The organism is Curtobacterium sp. NPDC089689 (genome assembly GCF_044749145.1).
In the GTDB taxonomy this organism is placed as follows: Bacteria; Actinomycetota; Actinomycetes; order Actinomycetales; family Microbacteriaceae; genus Curtobacterium.
The window spans coordinates 327,285-350,374 of sequence record NZ_JBIVHJ010000003.1 but is presented as its reverse complement, the minus strand read 5'-3'; the positions used below and the strand labels follow the sequence as shown (position 1 = coordinate 350,374).

The following is a 23,090-nucleotide window of genomic DNA, read 5'->3' as shown; positions in this document are numbered from 1 at the left end:
GGTGGGGGTGGGGGCGCCCCCCGCCCCCCCCGGGGGGGGGGGGCCCCGGGGGGGGGGGGGGGGGGGGGCCGCCCCCCCCCCCCCCCCCCCCCCCCGGGGGGGGGGGGGGGGGGCCCCCCCCCCCCCCCCCCCCCCCGTCCGTCAGGGGGTCGCGTCTAGTACGTCGACGCGATGAGGTTCTCGGGGACGTCACGCGCGGCGTCCTGGTCCACGAAGAACACGGTGCGCTTGCGGCCCTGCACGCCACCCACGGGGACCTCGTCCACGGCGGCGCCGGCCAGGGCGAGCCCGAGCACGGACGCCTTCTCGGCACCCGACAGGATGACCCACACCCGCTGCGACGCGTTGATGACCGGGAAGGTCAGCGTGAGGCGCTGCGACGGCGGCTTGGGGGAGTCGTCGACCGGGAGCACGGCGCGGTCGGTGACGGCGAGCTGCGGGAACTCGGGGAACAGCGACGCAGTGTGACCGTCGGGGCCGACACCGAGCAGCGTGATGTCGAACCGGGGCGCGACGGCACCCTCGGGAGCGGCGTCCTGGAGTTCACGCTCGTACTGGAGCGCGGCGTCGTCGATCGAGAGCCCGGCGTCCGACGTCGCGATCCGGTGGATGTTCGCCTCGGGGATGTCGACGTGGTCGAAGAAGTCTGCCTTCGTGCCGGTGTCGTTGCGGTCTGCGTCACCCGCGGGCACCCAGCGCTCGTCCACCCACCACACGTGCACCTTCGACCAGTCCACGCTCTCGCGCGCCTGCGATTGGCCGATCGCCGCGAGGACGAGCGTGGACACGGAGCCGCCGCTGATGGCGATGTCCGCGCGCTCCTGCTCGTCGAGCACGTCGATGATCTTGGTGATGAAGCGTGCGGCGACCGACGCGCCGAGGGCCTGCTTGTCGGGGTGTACGAGCACCCGTCGTTCGTTGGTCACGTGACTCCCGTGTTCGAGGTCGGCGGCCCGGCGTGCGGACCGCCTTCGGTCCGACCGGTCCGCCCGCGGGTGCGGACGGACCGGTCGAGTGGGTGGCTCAGCCCGCGATCGACTCGCGCAGCTGGGGCACCCCGTGCTTGACGACGTCCCCGAAGAGGACGTCCGGGTCGAGTCTACGGAGTTCCTCGGCCAGGCAGTCGCGCAGGTTGCGGCGCGGCAGCGAGAGGTCGTGCGTCGGCTGCCCGGGCATGGACAGCGTCGCGACGTCGACCAGGGAGCGCTCGAGCTCGATCGCCCCGCTCTCGCGGACGAGCTTCACGCCGTGGATGCCGCTCGACCCCGTAGCACGCGGCGACGTGACGACCGACACCGGCACCTCGAGCTGCAGCTGCAGCCAGGCCGCGAGCAGGATCGTCGACGGACTGTCGAACGCACCGGAGACCTCGACGGCGGTGACCGGCTCGTACGGCGGCTGGTCGAGCGCCGCGGCGAGCTGGTTGCGCCAGAGGGTCAGGCGGGTCCACGCGAAGTCGGTGTCGCCGGGCACGTAGGACTCGCCGAGTGCCGCGATGGCCTCGTTCGGGTCCTTCTGCGCCGCGGCGTCCGTGATCCGACGCTGGGCGATGCGACCCAGGGCGGACTCGGACGGCTGCGACGGCGCGGCGTCGGGCCACCACGCGACGACGGGCGCGTCCGGCAGCAGGAGGCCCGTGACCAGGCTCTCCTCGTCGGTGGCCGTCTCGCCGTAGGCGCGGAGGACGATGACCTCGCTCGCGCCCGCATCGCTCCCGACGCGGATCTGCGCGTCGAGACGACCGGGGGACTTCGTGTCGCCCTCGTTCTTCGACACGATGATGACGCGCATCGGGTGCTCGCGGGACGCCTCGTTCGCGGCGTTGATCGCCTCTTCCTCGTGGCCGAGCGCCGTCGAGATGATCAGCGTGAGGACGCGGCCGAGTGCGACCGCTCCGCCCTCCTCGCGGATGTGGACGAGTTTCTTCTGGATCTTCGAGACCGTGGTGTTCGGCATGTCGATCTTCATGGACGCCTCCAGGTCCGGCCGTCGCGGGCGAGCAGGGCATCGGCGGACGCCGGACCCCACGTGCCGGGACGGTACTGCTCGGGCTGGCCCTGTCCGCGCCAGAACTCCTCGATCGGGTCGAGGATCTTCCAGGAGAGCTCGACCTCCTGGTGCCGCGGGAACAGGGGCGGGTCGCCGAGGAGCACGTCGAGGATGAGTCGTTCGTACGCCTCCGGCGACGCCTCGGTGAACGCGTGGCCGTAGCCGAAGTCCATCGTCACGTCGCGCACCTGGGTGCCGACGCCGGGGACCTTCGAGCCGAACCGGAGCGTCACGCCCTCGTCCGGCTGCACACGGATGACGAGCGCGTTCTGCCCGAGGGGCGACTGCGGGATGCCGAAGACGTCCTCGGGGACGCGCTTGAACACGATCGCGATCTCGGTGACGCGGCGGCCGAGACGCTTGCCGGCGCGCAGGTAGAACGGCACACCCTGCCAACGTCGGGTCGCGATGTCGAGCTTGATGGCCGCGTAGGTCTCGGTCGTGGACTCGGGGTTCATGCCCGCTTCCTCGAGGAACCCGAGGACCTTCTCGCCGCCCTGCCACCCGCCGGCGTACTGTCCCCGGGCCGTCGCCGTCGCGAGGTCCTCGGGGAGCCGCACCGCGGAGAGCACCTTCTCCTTCTCGGCGCGGAGGTCCGCCGCCTTGAACGAGACCGGTTCCTCCATCGCCGTGAGGGCGAGGAGCTGCAGCAGGTGGTTCTGGATGACGTCCCGCGCCGCACCGATGCCGTCGTAGTACGCGGCACGTCCGGCGACGCCGATGTCCTCGGCCATCGTGATCTGCACGTGGTCGACGTAGTTCGAGTTCCAGATGGGTTCGTACATCTGGTTCGCGAACCGGAGCGTCAGGAGGTTCTGGACGGTCTCCTTGCCGAGGTAGTGGTCGATGCGGAACACGTCATCCGGAGCGAACACGCTCTCGACGATCGCGTTGAGTTCGCGCGCGGTCCGGAGGTCCGAACCGAACGGCTTCTCGACCACGACACGGCTCCACGAGCCGTCGCGCTTCTCGGTGAGGCCGGAGACCTTGAGCTGCTCGGTCACGACCGGGAACATCTTCGGCGGGATCGAGAGGTAGAACGCGTGGTTGCCGAGGGTGCCGCGCTGGGCGTCGAGCTCGTCGACGGTGCGCTTCAGCTCGGTGAACGCCTCCGGGTCGTCGAACGAGCCCTGCACGAAGCGGATGCCCTGTTCGAGCTGCTTCCAGACGGCCTCGTCGAAGGGGGTGCGGGAGTGGTCCCGGACCGCGTCGTGCACGAGCTGGGAGAAGTCCTGGTCCTCCCAGTCGCGCCGGGCGAACCCGACGAGCGCGAACCCGGGCGGCAGCAGCCCCCGGTTCGCGAGGTCGTAGACCGCGGGCATCAGCTTCTTGCGCGACAGGTCACCCGTCACGCCGAAGATGATGAGGGTGCTGGGTCCCGCGATCCGGTTCAGACGTCGGTCGGTCGGCAACCGGAGCGGGTTGTGCTCCGGGGTGATCGCCACCGGTGACATGAGTCGGTGAACTCCTTACGAGTCAGAGGGAGACGGCGGCGCGCAACGCTGCGGTGGCAGCGGCGACGTCCGACGTCGTGAGGGTCAGGACCGGCCGGCCGTGCGCCGCGAGCACGCTCGCGTCGCCGGCAGCCTGGGCCTGGATGAGCTGGCCGAACGTGAACGAGCGCCCCGGGATGCCGAGGTCGTCCGTCTCGTCGGCCACGATCTGCAGGAAGACGCCGTTCGCAGGTCCGCCCTTGTGGTACTGCCCGGTGGAGTGCAGGAAGCGGGGACCGTACCCGAGGGTGACGGGGCGACCACTGCGCGCCGCGAGCGCGTCGCGGAGCGGTCGGAGGCCGCGGTCCGCGGTGCGGTCCACGTACGCCTGCACGGCCAGGTAGCCGGTCGCGTCGAGTTCGGCCAGGAGGCTCGCCACGGCTTCCGCGATCGTCGTCCCGACCGACAGACCCGCCGTCGCGCGGACGGCGGTGCCCCCCTCCGTGAACGCGGGCTCGGAGGGGGCAGGGCGGTCGTCGAGCAGCGCACGGGTCGCGACCTTGGCGGCCTCGACGTCGGGCTGGTCGAACGGGTTGATGCCGATCAGGCGGCCGGCGATCGCGACGGCGTACTCCCACACGAGGAACTGCCCACCGAGGGTGCCGTCGATCTCGACCTCGCCCTCGGCGACGTGGCGTTCGTCCTCGCGGGAGCCCACGATGCGGATGACCTGCAGGTCGGCGAGTCGCGCGGAGACCTCGGGGGAGTCGGGGGTGAGGACGACGGGCAGCAGCCCCTTGCCGTCCTTGCCGGTGCTCTCCGCGAGGAGCTGCTCGACCCAGTCGCCGAACCCGACGATGTGCGTGCCGTCGGGCACGATGCCGATCTTCGCGACCGCCGGGTCGAGGGTCGCGAGGGCGGCGCCGAGCACGAGGCCCGGGTTCTCGTCGGTGTCCACGGCGAGGAGCACCGAGATGGCGTCCGCCTCGTCGAGGAGCTCGTCGATGTCGGCTCCGGCGAGCCCGGACGGCACGAGGCCGAACGCGGTCAGCGCCGAGAACCGCCCGCCGACGTTCGGATCGGCGGTGAACACGCGGTACCCGGCGTCGTGTGCGAGCTGCTCGAGCGACGAGCCGGGGTCGGTGACGACGACGATCCGTGACGCGGGGTCGATCCCCGCGTCACGGAACGCCTGCTCGTACACACGACGCTGCGAGTCCGTCTCCAGGGTGGAGCCGGACTTCGACGAGACCACGAGCACGGTGCGCTCGAGGTCGTGTCCCATCGCCGCCCGGACCTGAACCGGGTCGGTCGAGTCGAGCACCGTCAGCGGGACGCCGTACGTCCGCGTGATCACCTCGGGCGCGAGCGAGGAGCCGCCCATGCCGGCGAGGACGACGTGGTCGACCCCGTCGGCGGCGAGCTGCTCGCGCAGCGCCGTGATCTCCGCGACGAGCGGACGGGAGACCGCGACGGCCTCCGTCCACCCGAGACGCTCCGACGCCTCGGACTCGGCGGCGGGACCCCAGAGCCCGGGGTCCTGCGCCGTGATGCCCGACGCGACCAGGTCGGCGACGAGCTGCGGGACCACCGTGTCGATGGCCCGCGCAGCCGCGCCCCTGGCGGCGATGGAGACGGTCACGCTACTTCGCGCCCTCGAGGGCCGTCTTCACGGTGTCGACGAGCTCGCCCCAGGAGACGTTGAACTTGTCCACGCCCTCCTTCTCGAGCAGCGCGACGACCTCGTCGTAGCTGATGCCCTGCGCCGCGATCTGGTCGAGGACCTCCTGCGCGGCGTCGTACGACCCGGCGATCGCGTCGCCGTGGATCTCGGCGTGGTCGAACGTCGCATCGAGCGTCTTGCCCGGCATGGTGTTGACGGTGTTCGGGGCGGCGAGCTCGGTCACGTAGAGCGTGTCGGGCAGCGACGGGTCCTTGACACCGGTCGAGGCCCACAGCGGACGCTGCGTGTTCGCGCCGGCCTCGAGCAGGCCCAGGGCGCGCTCGGTGGCGAACGCCTCGGTCCAGACCTGGTAGGCGAGCTGCGCGTTGGCGATGCCGGCCTTCGACTTGAGGGCCTTCGCCTCGTCGGTGCCGACGGCGTCGAGGCGCTTGTCGATCTCGGAGTCGACGCGCGACACGAAGAACGAGGCGACCGAGTGGATCTTCGAGAGGTCGTGGCCCGCGGCCTTGGCCTTCTCGAGCCCACCGAGGTACGCGTCGATGACGGCGCGGTAGCGCTCGAGCGAGAAGATCAGCGTGACGTTGACCGAGATGCCCGCGGCGATGACCTCGGTGATGGCCTCGAGGCCCTCGAGCGTCGCCGGGATCTTGATCAGGACGTTCTCGCGACCGACCTTGTCGAACAGGAACTCGGCCTGCTCGATGGTCTTCTGGGTCTCGTGCGCGAAGCCCGGCTCGACCTCGATCGAGACGCGGCCGTCGAAGCCCTTGGTCTCGTCGTAGATCGGCTTGAACACGTCGGACGCGTTCGCGACGTCCTGCGTGGTGATCTCGAAGATCGCGCTCGTCACGTCGGTGCCCGCCGCGGCGAGCTCCTTGACCTGGGCGTCGTAGCGCTCACCCTTGGCGAGGGCCGACGCGAAGATCGTCGGGTTCGTGGTGACGCCGACGACGTTCTTCTCGGCGATGAGCTGCTCGAGCTTGCCGGTCTCGAGGAGCTCGCGCGAGAGGTCGTCGAGCCAGATGCTGACGCCGACCTCGGAGAGGGCGGCGGTGGGGGTGGTCTCAGCCATGTGTGTGTCTTCTTCCTTCATCGGCCGTCTGGCCGTGGTCTGTGGGCCGGGAGGCGTGGTGGCGGGGCCGAGCCGCGCCTCCCGGCAGAAGGGCCGGATCCGGGTGACCGGACCCGGCCCCGGTGGGTCAGGAAGCCGCGATCGATTCCTTCGCGGCGGCGACGACGTGCTCCGTCGTGAAGCCGAACTCCTTGAAGAGCGTCTGGTAGTCGGCCGAGGCACCGAAGTGCTCGATCGAGACGCTGCGGCCCTTGTCGCCGACGATGTCGCGCCAGCTCATGGCGATGCCCGCCTCGACGGACACGCGAGCGGTGACGGCCTTCGGGAGGACCTGGTCGCGGTAGTTCTCCGACTGCTCGAAGAACCACTCGAGGGACGGGGCGCTCACGACGCGGGCGTTGATGCCCTCGCCCTTGAGCTGCTCGCGCGCCTCGACGGCGATCTGGACCTCGGAGCCGGTCGCGATGAGGATCACGTCCGGGGTACCGTTCGGCGCCTCGGCGAGGATGTACGCACCCTTGCCGACGTTCTTCGCCGACGCGAAGGTCTCGCCCGACGCCTCGCCCTCGCCACGCTCGAAGACGGGGAGGTTCTGGCGGCTCAGCGCGATGCCGGCCGGACGGTCCTTGTGCTTGAGCATCTCGAGCCACGCGTACGCGACCTCGTTGGCGTCGGCCGGGCGGACGACGTCGAGACCCGGGATCGCACGGAGGGCGGTGAGCTGCTCGATCGGCTGGTGCGTCGGGCCGTCCTCGCCGAGGGCGACCGAGTCGTGCGTCCAGACGTAGATCGCCGGCGCCTTCATGAGCGCGGCGAGACGGACGGCCGGGCGCATGTAGTCGCTGAAGATGAGGAACGTGCCGCCGAACGGACGGGTGTTCCCGTGCAGGACGATGCCGGACAGGATCGAACCCATCGCGTGCTCGCGGATGCCGAAGTGGAGGACACGGCCGTACGGGTCGGTGCTCCAGGTCTTGGTCGAGGCCTCGGCCGGACCGAAGGACTTGGCGCCCTCGATCGTGGTGAGGTTCGACTCGGCGAGGTCGGCCGAGCCGCCCCAGAACTCGGGCATCAGCGGCGCGATGGCGTTGATGACCTTGCCGGACGCGGCACGGGTCGAGACGGCCTTCTCGGTCGGGAAGACCGGCAGGGCCTCCTCGAGGCCCTCGGGGAGCTCGCCGGCGTTGATGCGGTCGAGCATCGCCTTCTTCTCCGGGTTGGCCGAGGCCCAGGCGTCGAAGGTCTTCTGCCACTCGGCGTGCTCCGCCTGGCCCTTGGCGACGGCGCCGCGGGTGTACTCGAGCACCTCGGGGTCGACGTGGAAGGTCTGCTCGGGGTCGAAGCCGAGGACCTCCTTGAGGCCCTTGAGCTCCTCGCCACCGAGGGCGGAGCCGTGGATCTTGCCGGAGTTCTGCTTGGTCGGCGACGGCCAACCGATGATGGTCTTGAGGACGATGAGCGACGGCTTGGTCGTCTCGGCCTTCGCGGCCTCGACGGCGCGGTACAGCTCCTCGACGTCCTCGGAGTACTCGCCGGTCTTCTTCCAGTCGACGTGCTGGACGTGCCAGCCGAGCGCCTCGTAGCGGGCGGCGACGTCCTCGGAGAACGCGATGTCGGTGTCGTCCTCGATCGAGATCTGGTTCGAGTCGTAGAAGACGACCAGGCGACCGAGCTGCTGGCGGCCAGCGAGGCTCGCTGCCTCGTTGGTCACGCCCTCCTGCATGTCGCCGTCACCGGCGATCACGTAGGTGAAGTGGTCGAAGGGGGACTCGCCGTCGGCGGTCTCCGGGTCGAACAGGCCACGCTCGAAGCGCTGCGCGTAGCCAAAGCCCACGGCGGAAGCGAGGCCCTGGCCGAGCGGGCCGGTCGTGATCTCGACACCGTCGGTGTGGCCGTACTCCGGGTGACCGGGGGTCTTCGAGCCCCACTTGCGGAGGTGCTGGAGGTCCTCGAGCTCGAGACCGTAGCCGTGCAGGTAGAACTGCACGTACTGCAGGATCGAGGCGTGGCCCGCCGAGAGGATGAAGCGGTCGCGGCCGATCCAGGTGGAGTCGCTGGGGTCGCGACGCATCACCTTCTGGAAGAGCAGGTGGGCGACCGGCGCGAGGCTCATCGCGGTGCCGGGGTGACCGTTGCCGGCGGCCTCGACCGAGTCGGCGGCGAGTACGCGGGCCGTGTCGACGGCCTTCCTGTCGATGGCGTCCCAGGTGAATTCAGCCACTTGGATGTTGACCCTTCTTGAATGCGACATGTGCGAGGGCTCGTGCCATCGCACGGACATGATCGCCATCCCGGGGGCCGGGGTTCGGGTCGCCGTCTGGCGGCGGCCGACCGGCTCGTCGTGACCGACGTCTTCGGGGCACGCACTGCGGGAGGGCGACTCCAGCATAGTGACCATGCACTCAGTGAGGGTTCAGGTGACGTGTTCTGTTCACCGTGTACGCACGCTGGGTGCAGCGCTCCAACGCCGACCGTCCGGACGGCCCGGGCGTGTCCGCGCCGTGTGATGGAGCGACCGCCCGTCGACCTACCGGCTCGTCCGCCTGCCGACGTCGATCGGTCCGGATGGCGGGGCGGGGCATCGTCGCAGCGCCTCGATGGCCTAAACTGATGACGGCCCGTGTGCATTCCGGGCCGACGCACGCCCGGACGACGACGGAGCCGTCCACCGAGTGTGCGAGCTGACGCGAAACAGACTGAGGTTCCCTTGCCCACTGCCACCGTGACCCGGCCGGACACCGATCGACCCCGATCGACGCTCGCGCGCAAGGTCCGGGCGTACGTCTCGCTGACGAAGCCCCGGGTCATGGAGCTGCTGCTGGTCACCACGGCGCCGACGATGTTCCTCGCCGCCCGCGGGGTGCCGGACCTGTGGCTCGTGTTCTGGACGATGCTCGGTGGTGCGATGTCCGCGGGCTCCGCGTCCGCGTTCAACTGCTACATCGACCGCGACATCGACCGGCTGATGAAGCGCACGAGCACCCGGCCGCTCGTCACCGGCGAGCTCTCCGACCGTGAAGCCCTCGTGTTCTCGTGGGTCCTCGGCATCGCGTCGACCGGAGTGCTGCTCGTCTTCGTGAACTGGCTCGCCGCGGCGCTGAGCGTCGTCGCGATCCTCATCTACGTGTTCCTGTACACGCTGTGGCTCAAGCGCCGCACCCCGCAGAACATCGTCTGGGGCGGGTCGGCCGGCTGCATGCCCGTCCTCATCGGCTGGGCGGGTGTGACCGGGTCGCTGACCTGGACGCCGATCATCCTCTTCATGGTGATCTTCCTCTGGACGCCGCCGCACTACTGGCCGCTGTCGATGAAGTACCGCGACGACTACGACGCCGCCGAGGTCCCGATGCTCGCGGTGGTCCGGGGTCGCACGGTCGTCGGCCTGCAGGTCGTGCTCTACGCCTGGGCGACGCTGGTCTGCTCGCTCCTGCTCATCCCGGTGGCGCACATGGGGCCGCTGTACACGGTCGTGGCACTCGCCGGCGGCGTCTGGTTCGTCGTCGAGTCGCACCGGCTGTACTCGCGGGCGATCCAGCACGTCGAGCAGGTGCAGCCGATGCGCGTGTTCCACAGCTCGATCACGTACCTGACGCTGTTGTTCATCGCGGTGGGCATCGACCCGCTGCTCCCGCAGGTCTTCACCTTCTAGCACTCGTCGGACCGGGGAGGTCCGCGGGCGCCGGCCGCTGTCGGACGACGGGGCCGCTGTCGTACGACAGCGGCCCCGTCGTCCGTTGCGCGCGCCGGGTGTTGCAGGCGCAACGTACGACTCCGTCGCTGTCGTGCGACAGCGACGGAGTCGTTCCACGACGACGGCCGGGAGGCGCGTGGCGGGCTGGTGCCGCGCCTCCCGTCCGGCGGGTGACGCGTTCGGCCCGCGAAACGCGCGCGTTCCGACGTTGGGCACGACGATCGACGCGTGTTCCGTCGAAGACGGCGTGCGTGACGGCCGGGAGGCGCGGGGCGGGCCGGTGCCGCGCCTCCCGTCCGGTGGGTGGTCGCGACCGGCCAACGAAACGCGCGCGTTCCGAGGTCCCACGCGTCGATCACGTGCTGCGTCGTCGGACCGGGCGTGTGTGGCCGCGGGATGCCCGTGCGACGACGGAGCGCGCGTCGATCGACGCGCGCTTCGTCGTTCCGAGGACGCCGTCAGGCGTCGAGCGGCTCGCGCACGGCGTCCCGGCCCGCGCTCTTCCGCGTCGAGAGCACCACGGCGGTGGTCGCGGCGACCAGTAGGCCCGCGAGCACCATGTGCGTGCCGACGAGCCCGACGGGGAGGCCCGTGCGTGCCTGGGTGAGCCCGACCGCGATCTGGACGAACTCGACGATGAGGAGCGCCAGCGCCCAGCGGCTCGAGAGCCGCAGGCGCACCGCGCCGACGACGAGCACCAGGGTCAGGGCGAAGAGGACGTAGGCGGGGACCGCGTGGACGTGCTCCATGATCGCCGGGTCGAAGCCGGTGCGGTGGAGGCGGCCGCCGTCGACGGCCTCGTCGGCGCCGGCGTGCGGCCCGCTGCCGGTGGTCAGGATGCCCACGAGGACGGTGACCGCGACGGCAGCGACGGTCCCTCGGACGACGTTCGTGTACCAGGCGGGGACGAGCCGGACGTCGGTGCGCGGGCCGTTCATCGCCCGGTAGACGAGCGCTGCGGTGACCATCGTGAGCAGCGCCGAGACGACGAAGTGCAAGCCGACGACGAAGGGGTTGAGGTTCGTCCAGACGCTGATGCCGCCGATGACCGCCTGCACGGGGATCGCGGCGCCCTGCGCGAACGCGAGCCAGAAGAGCTCCGGGCGGGTGCGGCGCATGCGGACGACGGCGAGGAACGTGGCGACGGCGACGACGACCAGCACGAAGGTGAGCAGGCGGTTCCCGAACTCGATGATGCCGTGGACGCCCATCTCCGGCGTGGACACGAGCGAGTCGGCGGTGCACTTCGGCCAGGTCGGGCAGCCGAGCCCCGACGCGGTCAACCGCACGAGGCCGCCGGTGCCGATCAGGACCACCTCGACGACGAACGACGCCCATGCCAGCCAGATCACGCGAACGTCGACGGTGCGGGGGAGGGACCACCACCGGGTGCGGACGTCCAGCTCGACGGGGGATCCGACGCGAGTCACGAGGGTGGTGCCTTCCTGTTGTTCCGTGCACCGAACCTGTAGGATTCGAGGGTTCAGCGGCAGTCAAGTCTAGGCAGGCGCCGGCTCCGAATGGGCCGTGATCGTCACTACGGCCCGCGACTGCGTGGAACCATTGACGTTGCGAGGTAGCAGCACCCTGGTCGCCCGTGTCGGTGGCTCGGGGTGGAATGGCGTCCAGCCGTACCGGGTTGGCCCTGGTGACGCTGCCGCGAGAAGGAAACGAGGAGACCATGTCCGACGTGCTCATCGACCGTCCCGAGCTCGAAGGGCTCGGCCAATACGAGTTCGGCTGGTCCGACTCCGACTCCGCCGGCGCGTCCGCGCGACGTGGTCTGTCGGAGGAGGTCGTGACCGACATCTCGAACCTCAAGTCCGAGCCCGAGTGGATGCTCAAGAACCGACTCAAGGGTCTGCAGCTGTTCGGCCGCAAGCCGATGCCGACGTGGGGTGCCGACCTGACGGGCATCGACTTCGACAACATCAAGTACTTCGTGCGCTCCACCGAGAAGCAGGCGCAGTCGTGGGAAGACCTCCCCGAGGACATCCGCGCGACCTACGAGAAGCTCGGCATCCCCGAGGCCGAACGCCAGCGCCTCGTGGCCGGCGTCGCCGCGCAGTACGAGTCCGAGGTCGTCTACCACCAGATCCGCGAGGACCTGGAGCAGCAGGGCGTCATCTTCATGGACACCGACACCGCGCTCCGCGAGCACCCCGACATCTTCGAGGAGTACTTCGGCACGGTGATCCCGGCCGGCGACAACAAGTTCGCCGCGCTGAACACGGCCGTGTGGTCCGGCGGCTCGTTCGTGTACGTCCCGAAGGGCGTGCACGTCGAGATCCCGCTGCAGGCGTACTTCCGCATCAACACCGAGAACATGGGCCAGTTCGAGCGGACGCTGATCATCGCTGACGAGGACTCCTACGTCCACTACATCGAGGGCTGCACGGCGCCGATCTACAAGTCGGACTCGCTGCACTCCGCGGTCGTCGAGATCATCGTGAAGAAGAACGCCCGCGTGCGCTACACGACGATCCAGAACTGGTCGAGCAACGTCTACAACCTCGTGACCAAGCGTGCGATCGCGCACGAGGGCGCGACGATGGAGTGGATCGACGGCAACATCGGGTCGAAGGTCACGATGAAGTACCCGTCGATCTACCTCGCCGGTGAGCACGCCAAGGGCGAGACCCTCTCGGTCGCCTTCGCGGGTCCGGGCCAGCACCAGGACGCCGGCGCGAAGATGATCCACATGGCGCCGTACACGACGTCGTCGATCGTCTCGAAGTCGATCGCCCGTGGCGGCGGCCGCGCGGGGTACCGCGGTGAGGTCCGGGTCGACCCGAACGCGCACCACGCGGCAAACACCGTCCGGTGCGACGCACTCCTCGTCGACACGGTGAGCCGCTCGGACACCTACCCGGCGATCGACATCCGCGTCGACGACGTCCAGCTCGGCCACGAGGCCACCGTCTCCCGCGTGAGCGAGGAGCAGCTGTTCTACCTCATGTCCCGCGGTCTGCCCGAGGACGAGGCGATGGCGATGATCGTCCGCGGCTTCATCGAGCCGATCGCCCGCGAGCTCCCGATGGAGTACGCGCTCGAACTCAACAAGCTCATCGAGATGAGCATGGAAGGATCCGTCGGCTAGATGTCCAGCACCACCGAACAGCCCAGCGCCGCCGCAGCCGGCGGCACCGAGCAGCACGGCGCTCGTGCGCACTCCGACGGCGGGTGGGACGCGGCCGAGAAGCAGGTCCCCGTCCAGACCCGGTCGGAGCGGTTCCAGTCCGCTGACCTCGACGCCTTCCCGACGGTCACGGGCCGCGAGGTCAACTGGAAGTTCGCGCCGCTCGCGAAGCTCCAGCCGCTGCTCGACGGCGTACTCGACGGCGCGCCGTACCCGTACCTCGCGCGCCAGTCCGACGGTGCCGACGTCGAGTGGGGCCGCAGCGACGACCCGCGGGTCGGTTCCGCCGGGCTCCCCGAGGACCGCGCCTCCGCGGCGGCCTGGACGGCGCGCGACGCCGTGCTCGCGGTCACGATCAAGGCGACCGAAGAGCACGAGTTCATCACCATCACGCGCTCCGACTTCGGCTCGCAGCCCCGAGCGGCGCACACGGTCGTCACGGCCGAGGCGAACGCGCAGGGCATCGTCGTGATCGACAACCGCGGCTCCGCACTCCTCAGCGAGAACATCGAGATCGTGGTCCGCGACAACGCCCGGCTCACCGTCGTCAGCCTGCAGGACTGGGACGACGAGGCCGTGCACGTGTCGACGCACTTCGCCGAGGTCGGCCGCGACGCCTTCCTCAAGCACGTGGTCGTCTCCCTCGGCGGTGACGTCATCCGGGTCAACCCGTCCACGCACCTCGGTGCGCAGGGCGCCGACACCGAGATGTACGGCGTGTACTTCGCCGACGCGGGGCAGTACATCGAGCAGCAGGTCTACGTGAACCACGACGCGCCCAACACGCGCGGCCGGGTCAACTACAAGGGCGCGCTGCAGGGCGAGGGTGCGCACACGGTGTGGATCGGCGACGTGCTCATCAGCCGTCCGGCCGACGGCACCGACTCGTACGAGCAGAACCGCAACCTCGTCCTCACCGACGGCACGCGCGCGGACAGCATCCCGAACCTCGAGATCGAGACCGGCAACATCGAGGGTGCCGGCCACGCCAGCGCCACCGGTCGGTTCGACGACGAGCAGCTGTTCTACCTGCAGGCCCGCGGCATCCCCAAGGAAGAGGCACGTCGTCTGGTCGTGCTCGGCTTCCTCGTCGAGGTGATCCAGAAGATCGGTGCGCCCGAGCTCGAGGAGCGTCTCATCGCGGCGGTCGAGGAGGAGCTGGCGGCAGGCCGTTCGGTCATCGCCGAGGCCGACCCGGAGACCGACCCCGAGGCTGCGCAGGCGGACGCCTGATGGCCGAGAAGGTCTGCGCCGAGGGGGACATCGCGGTCGACAGCCCGATGCGGGTCGTCGTGGACGGCACCGCGGTCGCGATCGTGAAGGACTCCGCTGGAGTCGTGCACGCCATCGGGGACACCTGCACGCACGGCGACATCTCGCTGGCGGAGGGCTTCGTCGAGGGGGACGCACTCGAGTGCTGGGCACACGGGTCGAAGTTCTCCCTGACGACCGGCAAGCCGCAGAACTTCCCGGCGTACGAGCCGGTGCCGGTCTTCCGGGTCGAGGTCCGTGACGGCGACGTCTACGTCGACGTCCACGACCCGGTCCCCGTCGACTGAGCGACACCACCACTCTTCCCGCGCGGCTGACGCCGCACACCAGCTGCAACCGAAGGAACGCAATGTCCACTCTCGAAATCCGCGACCTCCAGGTCTCGATCGACACCGATCAGGGCACCAAGGAGATCCTCAAGGGCGTCGACCTCACCATCAACGAGGGCGAGATCCACGCGATCATGGGACCGAACGGCTCCGGCAAGTCGACCCTCGCGTACACGATCGCCGGGCACCCGCGCTACAACGTCGTCGGCGGCTCGATCACGCTCGACGGCGAGGACGTCCTCTCCATGAGCGTCGACGAGCGCGCCCGCGCCGGCATGTTCCTCGCCATGCAGTACCCGGTGGAGATCCCCGGCGTCACGGTGTCGAACTTCCTCCGCACCGCGAAGACCGCGATCGACGGAGAGGCCCCCGCGCTGCGCGGCTGGGTCAAGGACCTCCGCCAGTCGATGGCCGACCTCAAGATGGACTCCGCCTTCGCCGAGCGCAACGTCAACGAGGGCTTCTCCGGCGGCGAGAAGAAGCGCCACGAGATCATGCAGCTCGAGCTCCTCAAGCCGAAGTTCGCGGTCCTCGACGAGACCGACTCCGGCCTCGACGTCGACGCGCTGAAGATCGTCTCCGAGGGCGTCAACCGCGCCAAGGCGGCGACCGGCCTCGGCGTGCTCCTCATCACGCACTACACGCGCATCCTCCGCTACATCAAGCCGGACTTCGTGCACGTGTTCGTCGCGGGCAAGGTGGCGGAGCAGGGTGGCCCCGAGCTCGCCGAGCGCCTGGAGAACGAGGGCTACGACCGCTACGTGCAGGCCGCTGCCGCCGAGGCGCAGTCCTGATGATCACCGCACTCTCCCCGGAGAAGTTCGACGAGGTCGTCGAGGGCCTCAAGGAGGTCCAGGACCCGGAGCTCGGCGTGAACATCGTCGACCTCGGCCTGATCTACGACCTCGCGATGGACGACGAGGCGAACGCACTCGTCATCAGCATGACGCTGACGAGCGCGGGCTGCCCGCTGACGGACGTCATCGAGGGCGACACGGCGAACGCGCTCGACGGGATCGTCGACGCGTTCCGGATCAACTGGGTCTGGATGCCGCCGTGGGGCCCGGAGCGGATCACGGACGACGGGCGCGAGATGATGCGCGCGCTCGGCTTCTCGATCTAGTCGCGACCGACCAGCAGACGGGAGGCGCGGTGCCAGCTGGTACCGCGCCTCCCGTCCGTCGTGGGGTCGCGTCCGGCGCGCGCGACGCGCCCGGGGCGCGTCGCCGTGGTCGCACGATGTGTCGCGTGCGGCGCCCTCAGGCGACTGTTCGTGCGACCAACCCGCTCGGCGCGCGGCGTGTCGCGCGACCACCGCGGCTCACCGCGGCTCGCGATGCCCGAGGTTCCACGACTCGCCGGGCGCATCCCACCGAGGTTCCACGGAGGAACGACGAGAGCGGCCGAGGTTCCGACATCCCGGAACCTCGGCCGCTCTCGCAACGTGCAGCGATCAGCGCCGGCCGAGCGCCTTCCACGCCAGGGGCAGGACGCCCGCCGCGATGAGGGCCTTCGCCACGCCGCCGATCACGAACGGGTAGAGGCCCGCCGCGAGCACGGACTGCAGGTCGTTCGGCGCACCGAGCTGCCCGAGGGAGGCCGCGAGCCACGGCAGACCGGTCACGAACGGGACCGCGCTCGCGAGGAGCATCGCCACGGTGGCGCGACCGACGTGCCGGTCCCAGTTGCGTCGGGCGAACCAGCCCACGAGCCCCGCGGCCGGGACGAACCCGATCACGTAGCCGAAGCTCGGCGAGGCCAGCGCGGACAGGCCACCGGAGAAGCCGGCGAAGAACGGCGCACCAGCGAGCCCGGCGACCGCGTAGACGAGCAGCGAGAGCATGCCACGACGGGCGCCGAGCGTGGCGCCGACGAGGACGACGGCCAGGGTCTGCCCGGTGATCGGTACGGGCCACATCGGCACCTCGACCTGCGCCATGGCGGCGGTGAAGAGCGCGCCGCCGGCGACGAGGGCGGCGTCGGTGGCCAGGCCGTGGGTGCGCAGACGGTCGGCGAGGACTGCGCGGCGAGCGAACCCGGTGGCGTTCGTCATGGATTCTCCTAGAATGGACTGCTGGTCCCGTTCTGGAACCATCGGTCCCGTCAGCGTAGCGGTGCACCTCCCGCACACGTCGTTGTGCAAAACCACCAACTGATTGGACGTCCACTGTGCTTGCCGTGCACGATCTCGAGATCCGCGTCGGGGCCCGCCTCCTCATGGAGAACGTCTCCTTCCGTGTCGAGAAGGGCGACAAGATCGGTCTCGTCGGGCGCAACGGTGCCGGCAAGACCACGATGACGAAGGCGCTGGCGGGGGAGACGCAGCCCACCGCCGGCAAGATCGAGCGCGGTGGCGAGATCGGCTACCTGCCGCAGGACCCCCGCTCGGGCAACCCGGAGGACACTGCCCGGAAGCGCATCCTCGACGCCCGCGGTCTCGGGGAGCTCGTCGAGGGCATCCGGCTCGCGACCCTCGACATGGCGAGTGACGACGCCGCCGTCGCCGAGAAGGCGATGCGCCGGTACAGCCGCCTCGACGACCAGTTCAACGCGCTCGGCGGGTACGCGGCCGAGGCCGAGGCAGCGTCGATCGCGTCGAACCTCAAGTTGCCGGACCGCATCCTCGACCAGCCGCTGAAGACGCTCTCCGGCGGTCAGCGTCGGCGCATCGAGCTCGCGCGCATCCTGTTCTCGGACGCCGAGACGATGATCCTCGACGAGCCGACGAACCACCTCGACGCCGACTCGATCGTCTGGCTCCGCGAACACCTGAAGACCTACCCGGGCGGCGTCATCGTCATCTCGCACGACGTCGAGCTCGTGGACGAGGTCGTCAACCGCGTGTTCTACCTCGACGCCAACCGCCAGTCGATCGACGTGTACAACATGGGCTGGAAGCTCTACCAGCGGCAGCGCGCCGCCGACGAGGAGCGCCGCCGCAAGGAGCGCGCGAACGCCGAGAAGAAGGCGGCGACGCTGAAGGACCAGGCCGCACGCTTCGGTGCGAAGGCCACGAAGGCCGCCGCGGCGCACCAGATGGTCGCGCGTGCCGAGAAGCTCCTCGCAGGCCTCGAGGACGAGCGCGCCGTGGACCGCGTCGCGAAGCTGCGGTTCCCGACGCCGACCCCGTGCGGCCGGACGCCGCTCATGGCCGAGGGGCTGTCGAAGTCCTACGGCTCGCTGGAGATCTTCGCGGGCGTCGACCTCGCGATCGACCGCGGCTCGCGCGTCGTCATCCTCGGGTTCAACGGCGCCGGCAAGACGACGCTGCTCCGGATCCTCGCGGGCGCCGACCAGCCGGACACGGGCGAGATCCTGCCCGGCCACGGCCTGCGCATCGGCTACTACGCGCAGGAGCACGAGAACATCGACGTCAACCGCACCGTGATCGAGAACATGGTGTCGGCGTCGAACGACCTCAACGAGACCGAGGCGCGTCGTGTGCTCGGCTCGTTCCTGTTCACGGGCGACGACGGCTACAAGAAGGCCGGTGTGCTCTCCGGTGGTGAGAAGACCCGTCTGTCGCTGGCGATGATCGTCGTCTCGGGCGCGAACGTGCTGTTGCTCGACGAGCCGACGAACAACCTCGACCCGGCCTCGCGCGAGGAGATCCTCGGCGCCCTCGCCGGCTACGAGGGTGCTGTCGTGCTCGTCTCGCACGACGCCGGCGCGGTCGAGGCCCTCAACCCCGAGCGGGTCCTCCTGCTGCCGGACGGCACCGAGGACCACTGGAACAAGGAGTATGCGGAGCTCATCGAGCTCGCCTGACCGGCTTGCGCGCGGTACGCGCTGTGCGCACGATCGGACGGGAGGCCCGTGGCGACACCGCCACGGGCCTCCCGTCCGGAACCGGTCGCGTTCAGCGACCGGCGTTCAGCAGCTCGTCCTCGACCTCGGCGTCGGACTTCGGCTTCGCGTCCTTCCGGCGACGACGCTCCTCGGCGCGCTCGCGCTCGTCGGGATCGTCCTGGTTGAGGTTCCGGTACTCCTGCACCATCACGTACGCGAGGAAGCCGAAGCCCCCGGCGGCGAACAGGAACCACTGGATGAAGTAGCTGAGGTGCAGACCGGTGTCCGCCGATGGGCGGTCCCAGCCGAGAGGCGCGGTCTGTGTCGGAGCGGGGTCCTCGGAGGCGAGCTGTCCGTAGGCGCCGGTCCAGATCGGCATCCCGACCTTGTCACGGACGTCGGCGAGGGTGACCGACTGCACCTGGTCGGTGTGCGACGGGTCGGAACGGCCGGGGATCCGCGGCTCGCTCTGCTGCAGGCGGACGACGACGGTGACCTCGCCGCTCGGCGGCGCCGGGACGTGGTCGGGCGCGTCCTGCCGGTTGCCCGTCGGGACCCACCCGCGGTCGACGATGAACGCGCGGCCGTCGGCGGTGACGAGCGGGGTGAGGACCTCGAAGCCGGGCTGCCCGTTGTGCACGCGGTTCCGGACGAGGAGCTGCGCATCGGTGTCGTACCGCCCGGTGGCGGTCACCCGGAGCCAGGTCTGGTCGTCGTCCCAGCTCGTGGCGCGGGGGAGCGCCTGGTCGAGCGGGACCGGGGTGTGGTCGTAGTTCTGCGCGATCTGCTCGTTCTGGCGGACGGCCTCGTTCCGGCGGTCCCACTGCCACATGCCGAACAGGGCGCAGACGATCGCGAAGGCCACGGCGATCGCGAAGTACCCGAGCCAGCGGCGGCTCCGGACGAAGCGCCACCCGACGAACGGCTCGTCGGGGTCGTGCTCGTGCGGGGCATCAGACGTCGAGGCCACCTCGCGCTGCAACTTGGCGGCGTGTCGTCGGCCGTACCGGGAGCTCGGGTCGAAGCCGTCGGTCATCGATCGGTGCCGGTGGCGCGCACCCCGACGTCGTTCTTCGGCCCGGCGTTCGGATCTCGGAGGTCGTCGAGGCGGTCGACGTCCTCGTGCATGCCGGTCACGCGGACGGGGAAGCTGCGCGAGCGGAGGTAGTCGGCCAGGAAGTCACGGTGGTCCTCGCACGCCGCCCAGATCTTCACCCGGTCAGTGGCGTGGATGCGCGGGTTCCGCCAGTTGATGCGCCACTCGGCGGTCTCGGTGCAGCCGGCGCGCGAGCACACCGGGGTGGAGCCGGGCTCGGTGAAGAGGTCGAACGTCGCCCCCATCAGCGCCGCCCGCCGGTCTTCGGGGGCCAGACGTTCGTGTGGTCGCCGTGTCGCTGCCACTCGTCCTGCGCGTGCTGCGCCTGGCCGCGGAGGCGGTCCTGCTCGTCGCGGTAGGCCTGCGCACGGGCGGCTTCCTGCTCCTCACGGATGCGGACGTCGTCGGCGTCGTAGAGCTGGACCGCTCCGGCGGGGGCGACGACGTCGTTCTCGGCGCGGTTGCCGGCGTTGGCGAGGATGACCGCGACCCAGGGGATCACCCCGGCGAGGATGATCGGGATCACCACGAGCCACGTGTGCCAGGCGGTCCAGACGAGGACGGCGGCGACGAAGCAGACGACGCGGACGGCCATTTGCCAGACGTAGCGGGAGAGCCGGTGCGCACGGTCCTGTTCCGGCGACTCGGGGAGTGCCGTGATGCTGTGCGTGGTCTTCATTCGGATGTCCATCGTCTCCCGGGGACAAGCCTAAGCCTCCGTCGGACATTCCGGTTCCGCCGCGCGCGATCGGAGTGCGCGGATCGGCTCGGGTACGCTCGTCCGGGCGTGTCCGGCGGCACGCCGTCCGACACACCCCGAGGAGCGACCATGAGCACCCCCCGTACCGTCCTGATCACCGGCGGCAACCGCAGCATCGGCTACGCCCTCGCGGAGCGCTTCGTCGCCGAGGGACACCGCGTCGCGGTCACGTCGCGCAGCGGGACGGGCGGCCCCGAGGGAGCGCTCACGGTGCAGGCGGACATCACCGACACGGCGTCCGTCGACGCGGCCTTCACACAGGTCGAGGCGGAGCTCGGTCCGGTCGAGGTGCTCGTCGCCAACGCCGGCATCACGAACGACCAGCTGCTGCTCCGCATGTCGGAGGAGGACTTCACGAGCGTCGTCGACACGAACCTCACCGGCACGTTCCGGGTGGTCAAGCGCGCCACGAAGGGCATGATGAAGGCGAAGTTCGGCCGCATCGTGCTCATGGGCAGCGTCGTCGGCACGTTCGGTCAGGTCGGGCAGGTGAACTACGCGTCGTCGAAGGCCGCCCTCATCGGCATGGCCCGGTCGATCACGCGCGAGCTCGGCTCCCGCGGCATCACCGCCAACGTCGTCACGCCCGGGTTCATCCAGACGGACATGACGGCGTCGCTGCCGGACGAGCTCGTCGCCGAGTTCAAGAAGCAGATCCCCGCCTCCCGCTACGGCACGGTGGACGACGTCGCGGACGCCACGCTGTTCCTCGCGGGCGACGGCGCCGGGTACATCTCCGGCGCGGTCATCCCGGTCGACGGCGGCCTCGGGATGGGCCACTGACGCGCGACTGACGGCCTGCGCGGTTCAGCCGCGCAGGCCCATCGTCACGAGGACCGCCGACAGGTCGCGGTCGACCACGGACAGGTCCGCCTCGGCGCGGACCCGGGGCTTGGCGTCGAACGCCACGGACAGGCCCGCGACGCGCATCATCTCGAGGTCGTTCGCGCCGTCGCCGACGGCGACCGTCTGCAGTCGGTCGACGCCGTCCGCCGCCGCCCACTCCCGGAGCGCGGTCGCCTTCGCCTGCGCGTCCACGACGTTCCCGAGGACGCGCCCGGACAGCACGCCGTCGACCACCTCGAGCCGGTTCGCTCGGCAGTGGTCGAGGCCGAGCTCGGCGGCGAACGGGTCGAGGACCTCGTGGAAGCCGCCGGACACGACCCCGGCGGTGCCGCCCGCGGCGTGCACGCCGCGAACCAGTTCGGCAGCGCCCCGCGTGACGCGGACCGCCTGCTGCGCACTGCGGAAGACGTCGTCCTGGAGGCCCGCGAGGGTCGCGACACGCTCCCAGAGGCTCTCCGCGAAGTCGATCTCTCCGCGCATGGCGCGCTCCGTGATCGCCGCGACCTGTGGCCGGGTCCCGGCCGCGTCGGCGAGGAGTTCGATCACCTCGTCTTCGAGCAGCGTGGAATCGGCATCGAGGACGACGAGGAAGCGGGGCACGGACCAACGCTACCGACTGACGGAGGCACGGCCGCGTCCGTGACGCGAGCCGTGCCTCCCGGCCGTTGCGTTGCTACGCGTCGACCCGCACGCCCTTGCCGACCACGGTGATCCCCGATTCGGTGACCGTGAAGCCACGGGCCTCGTCGGCCTCGCGGTCGACGCCGACCCGCGCACCCGGTGCGATGACCACGTCCTTGTCGAGGATCGCGCGGTTGACGACGGCGCCCGCACCGATCGAGGCGCGCTCGAACACGATGGAGTCGAGGACCTTCGCGCCGGAGTCGATGCCGCACCAGGGGCCGATCATGCTGCGTTCGACCTGCGCGCCGGACACCAGGCAGCCGAGGGAGACGAGCGAGTCCACCGTGGAACCGGTGTTGCCGTTCGCGTCGCGGACGAACTTCGCCGGCGGCAGGTTGGTCTGCTGGTTGAAGATCGGCCAGTCCTGGTTGTACAGGTTGAAGACGGGCACCGGGGCGATGAGGTCCATGTGCGCGTCGAAGAACGAGTCGATCGTCCCCACGTCGCGCCAGTAGTACCGGTCTCGTTCGTTCGAGCCGGGCACGTCGTTGCGCTTGAGGTCGTACACGCCGGCGTCACCCCGCGCCACGAAGTCCGGCACGATGTCACCGCCCATGTCGTGGTTCGACGTCTCGATCTGGCCGTCGCGGAGCACGGCGTCCACGAGCGCGTCGGCGTCGAAGACGTAGTTGCCCATCGACGCGAGGATCTCGCCGGGGGAGTCGGCCAGACCGACCGCGTCCTTCGGCTTCTCGAGGAACGCGTCGATCATCGTCGGGTCGTCCTCGGCGACCTGGATGACGCCGAACTGGTCCGCGAGGCCGATCGGCTGGCGGATCGCGGCGACCGTGGCACTCCGGCCGGACGCGATGTGCGCCTCGACCATCTGGTGGAAGTCCATCCGGTAGACGTGGTCGGCACCCACCACGACGACGATGTCGGGGCGCTCGTCACGGAGGAGGTTGAGCGACTGCAGGATCGCGTCGGCCGACCCGGCGAACCAGCGCTTGCCGAGTCGCTGCTGCGCGGGCACGGACGCGACGTAGGAGCCGAGCAGCCCCTCCATGCGCCAGGTCTCCGCGACGTGGCGGTCGAGGCTGTGCGACTTGTACTGGGTCAGGACGACGATCTTCTGCAGCCCGGAGTTCACGAGGTTCGACAGCGCGAAGTCGATGAGCCGGAAGTTGCCGCCGAACGGGACAGCGGGTTTCGCACGGTCCGCCGTGAGCGGCATGAGGCGCTTGCCCTCTCCGCCGGCGAGGACGATGCCGAAGACCTTCTTTGGTGCCATACCGCTCACAGTATG

General features: G+C 70.1%; 21 protein-coding genes. 8 read left to right on the top strand and 13 right to left on the bottom strand.

Annotation, left to right across the window (positions count from 1 at the left end; all coding sequences use genetic code 11):
- Positions 1-155: 155 nt before the first annotated feature.
- The 6 genes from pgl to tkt form a co-directional block, all read right to left on the bottom strand.
- The gene (pgl, locus tag ACIPYW_RS13300) at positions 156-926 is read right to left on the bottom strand and encodes a 6-phosphogluconolactonase (RefSeq protein WP_400414276.1); all 771 of its coding nucleotides are present in this window, start codon (positions 924-926) and stop codon (positions 156-158) included.
- A gap of 97 nt (positions 927-1,023) precedes the next feature.
- A complete protein-coding gene (locus ACIPYW_RS13295) occupies positions 1,024-1,968 on the bottom strand; it encodes a glucose-6-phosphate dehydrogenase assembly protein OpcA (protein WP_290131667.1) in 945 nt (314 codons plus the stop codon).
- Positions 1,965-3,503: a glucose-6-phosphate dehydrogenase gene (gene zwf, locus ACIPYW_RS13290; protein WP_290131668.1), complete on the bottom strand. Its 1,539-nt coding sequence runs from the start codon at positions 3,501-3,503 to the stop codon at positions 1,965-1,967. The genes ACIPYW_RS13295 and zwf overlap by 4 nt, the downstream gene beginning before the upstream one ends.
- A 22-nt stretch (positions 3,504-3,525) precedes the next feature.
- Complete coding sequence (locus ACIPYW_RS13285) at positions 3,526-5,124, bottom strand: glucose-6-phosphate isomerase (protein ID WP_400414273.1); 1,599 nt, start codon at positions 5,122-5,124, stop codon at positions 3,526-3,528.
- Between the two features lies 1 nt (position 5,125).
- Entirely contained in the window at positions 5,126-6,238 is a 1,113-nt protein-coding gene (tal, locus tag ACIPYW_RS13280; protein ID WP_400414270.1) for a transaldolase, read from the bottom strand.
- Positions 6,239-6,365: 127 nt separating this feature from the next.
- The gene (tkt, locus tag ACIPYW_RS13275) at positions 6,366-8,459 is read right to left on the bottom strand and encodes a transketolase (RefSeq protein ID WP_400414268.1); all 2,094 of its coding nucleotides are present in this window, start codon (positions 8,457-8,459) and stop codon (positions 6,366-6,368) included.
- Positions 8,460-8,960: 501 nt separating this feature from the next.
- Between tkt and ACIPYW_RS13270 the strand changes: the two genes are divergently transcribed.
- Positions 8,961-9,887 carry a heme o synthase gene (locus ACIPYW_RS13270; protein WP_400414810.1) on the top strand — a complete coding sequence of 309 codons (927 nt, stop codon included), beginning with the start codon at positions 8,961-8,963 and terminating at the stop codon, positions 9,885-9,887.
- A 500-nt stretch (positions 9,888-10,387) separates the two neighbouring features.
- Here the strand turns inward: ACIPYW_RS13270 and ACIPYW_RS13265 are convergent, their stop codons facing one another.
- Entirely contained in the window at positions 10,388-11,359 is a 972-nt protein-coding gene (locus ACIPYW_RS13265) for a heme A synthase (protein ID WP_400414266.1), read from the bottom strand.
- A 251-nt stretch (positions 11,360-11,610) separates the two neighbouring features.
- Here ACIPYW_RS13265 and sufB point away from each other — a divergent pair, with 251 nt between their 5' ends.
- The 5 genes from sufB to ACIPYW_RS13240 all read left to right on the top strand — a co-directional run bounded on the left by sufB (position 11,611) and on the right by ACIPYW_RS13240 (position 15,792).
- A complete protein-coding gene (gene sufB / locus ACIPYW_RS13260; RefSeq protein WP_400414265.1) occupies positions 11,611-13,029 on the top strand; it encodes a Fe-S cluster assembly protein SufB in 1,419 nt (472 codons plus the stop codon).
- Positions 13,030-14,301 carry a Fe-S cluster assembly protein SufD gene (gene sufD, locus ACIPYW_RS13255; RefSeq protein ID WP_400414263.1) on the top strand — a complete coding sequence of 424 codons (1,272 nt, stop codon included), beginning with the start codon at positions 13,030-13,032 and terminating at the stop codon, positions 14,299-14,301. It begins immediately after the preceding gene.
- The gene (locus ACIPYW_RS13250) at positions 14,301-14,627 is read left to right on the top strand and encodes a non-heme iron oxygenase ferredoxin subunit (protein ID WP_400414261.1); all 327 of its coding nucleotides are present in this window, start codon (positions 14,301-14,303) and stop codon (positions 14,625-14,627) included. Before sufD ends, ACIPYW_RS13250 begins: the two co-directional genes overlap by 1 nt.
- Positions 14,628-14,689: 62 nt before the next feature.
- Positions 14,690-15,463: a Fe-S cluster assembly ATPase SufC gene (sufC, locus tag ACIPYW_RS13245; protein WP_400414259.1), complete on the top strand. Its 774-nt coding sequence runs from the start codon at positions 14,690-14,692 to the stop codon at positions 15,461-15,463.
- Entirely contained in the window at positions 15,463-15,792 is a 330-nt protein-coding gene (locus tag ACIPYW_RS13240) for a metal-sulfur cluster assembly factor (protein ID WP_022902786.1), read from the top strand. Before sufC ends, ACIPYW_RS13240 begins: the two co-directional genes overlap by 1 nt.
- 330 nt (positions 15,793-16,122) lie before the next feature.
- Here the strand turns inward: ACIPYW_RS13240 and ACIPYW_RS13235 are convergent, their stop codons facing one another.
- On the bottom strand, positions 16,123-16,722 hold the full coding sequence (locus tag ACIPYW_RS13235; protein WP_400414256.1) for a biotin transporter BioY: 600 nt from the start codon (positions 16,720-16,722) through the stop codon (positions 16,123-16,125).
- A 116-nt stretch (positions 16,723-16,838) separates the two neighbouring features.
- Between ACIPYW_RS13235 and ACIPYW_RS13230 the strand changes: the two genes are divergently transcribed.
- Complete coding sequence (locus ACIPYW_RS13230; RefSeq protein WP_400414254.1) at positions 16,839-18,437, top strand: ABC-F family ATP-binding cassette domain-containing protein; 1,599 nt, start codon at positions 16,839-16,841, stop codon at positions 18,435-18,437.
- A gap of 91 nt (positions 18,438-18,528) precedes the next feature.
- Here the strand turns inward: ACIPYW_RS13230 and ACIPYW_RS13225 are convergent, their stop codons facing one another.
- The 3 genes from ACIPYW_RS13225 to ACIPYW_RS13215 are packed head-to-tail and all read right to left on the bottom strand — an operon-like array spanning position 18,529 to position 20,233.
- Positions 18,529-19,494, bottom strand: coding sequence for an SURF1 family protein (locus ACIPYW_RS13225; RefSeq protein WP_400414251.1), 966 nt, complete (start codon positions 19,492-19,494; stop codon positions 18,529-18,531).
- Positions 19,491-19,799: a hypothetical protein gene (locus ACIPYW_RS13220; RefSeq protein WP_354670479.1), complete on the bottom strand. Its 309-nt coding sequence runs from the start codon at positions 19,797-19,799 to the stop codon at positions 19,491-19,493. The genes ACIPYW_RS13225 and ACIPYW_RS13220 overlap by 4 nt, the downstream gene beginning before the upstream one ends.
- Positions 19,799-20,233: a DUF3099 domain-containing protein gene (locus ACIPYW_RS13215; protein ID WP_400414249.1), complete on the bottom strand. Its 435-nt coding sequence runs from the start codon at positions 20,231-20,233 to the stop codon at positions 19,799-19,801. Before ACIPYW_RS13215 ends, ACIPYW_RS13220 begins: the two co-directional genes overlap by 1 nt.
- Positions 20,234-20,383: 150 nt before the next feature.
- Here ACIPYW_RS13215 and fabG point away from each other — a divergent pair, with 150 nt between their 5' ends.
- Complete coding sequence (gene fabG, locus ACIPYW_RS13210) at positions 20,384-21,097, top strand: 3-oxoacyl-ACP reductase FabG (protein WP_290131681.1); 714 nt, start codon at positions 20,384-20,386, stop codon at positions 21,095-21,097.
- A gap of 24 nt (positions 21,098-21,121) precedes the next feature.
- Here fabG and serB read toward each other — a convergent pair whose 3' ends face one another.
- Both serB and ACIPYW_RS13200 read right to left on the bottom strand, forming a co-directional pair.
- Positions 21,122-21,760, bottom strand: a complete 639-nt coding sequence (gene serB / locus ACIPYW_RS13205) for a phosphoserine phosphatase SerB (protein WP_400414247.1) — start codon at positions 21,758-21,760, stop codon at positions 21,122-21,124.
- Positions 21,761-21,833: 73 nt separating this feature from the next.
- A complete protein-coding gene (locus ACIPYW_RS13200) occupies positions 21,834-23,075 on the bottom strand; it encodes a glucose-1-phosphate adenylyltransferase (RefSeq protein WP_400414246.1) in 1,242 nt (413 codons plus the stop codon).
- Between the last annotated feature and the right edge of the window lie 15 nt (positions 23,076-23,090).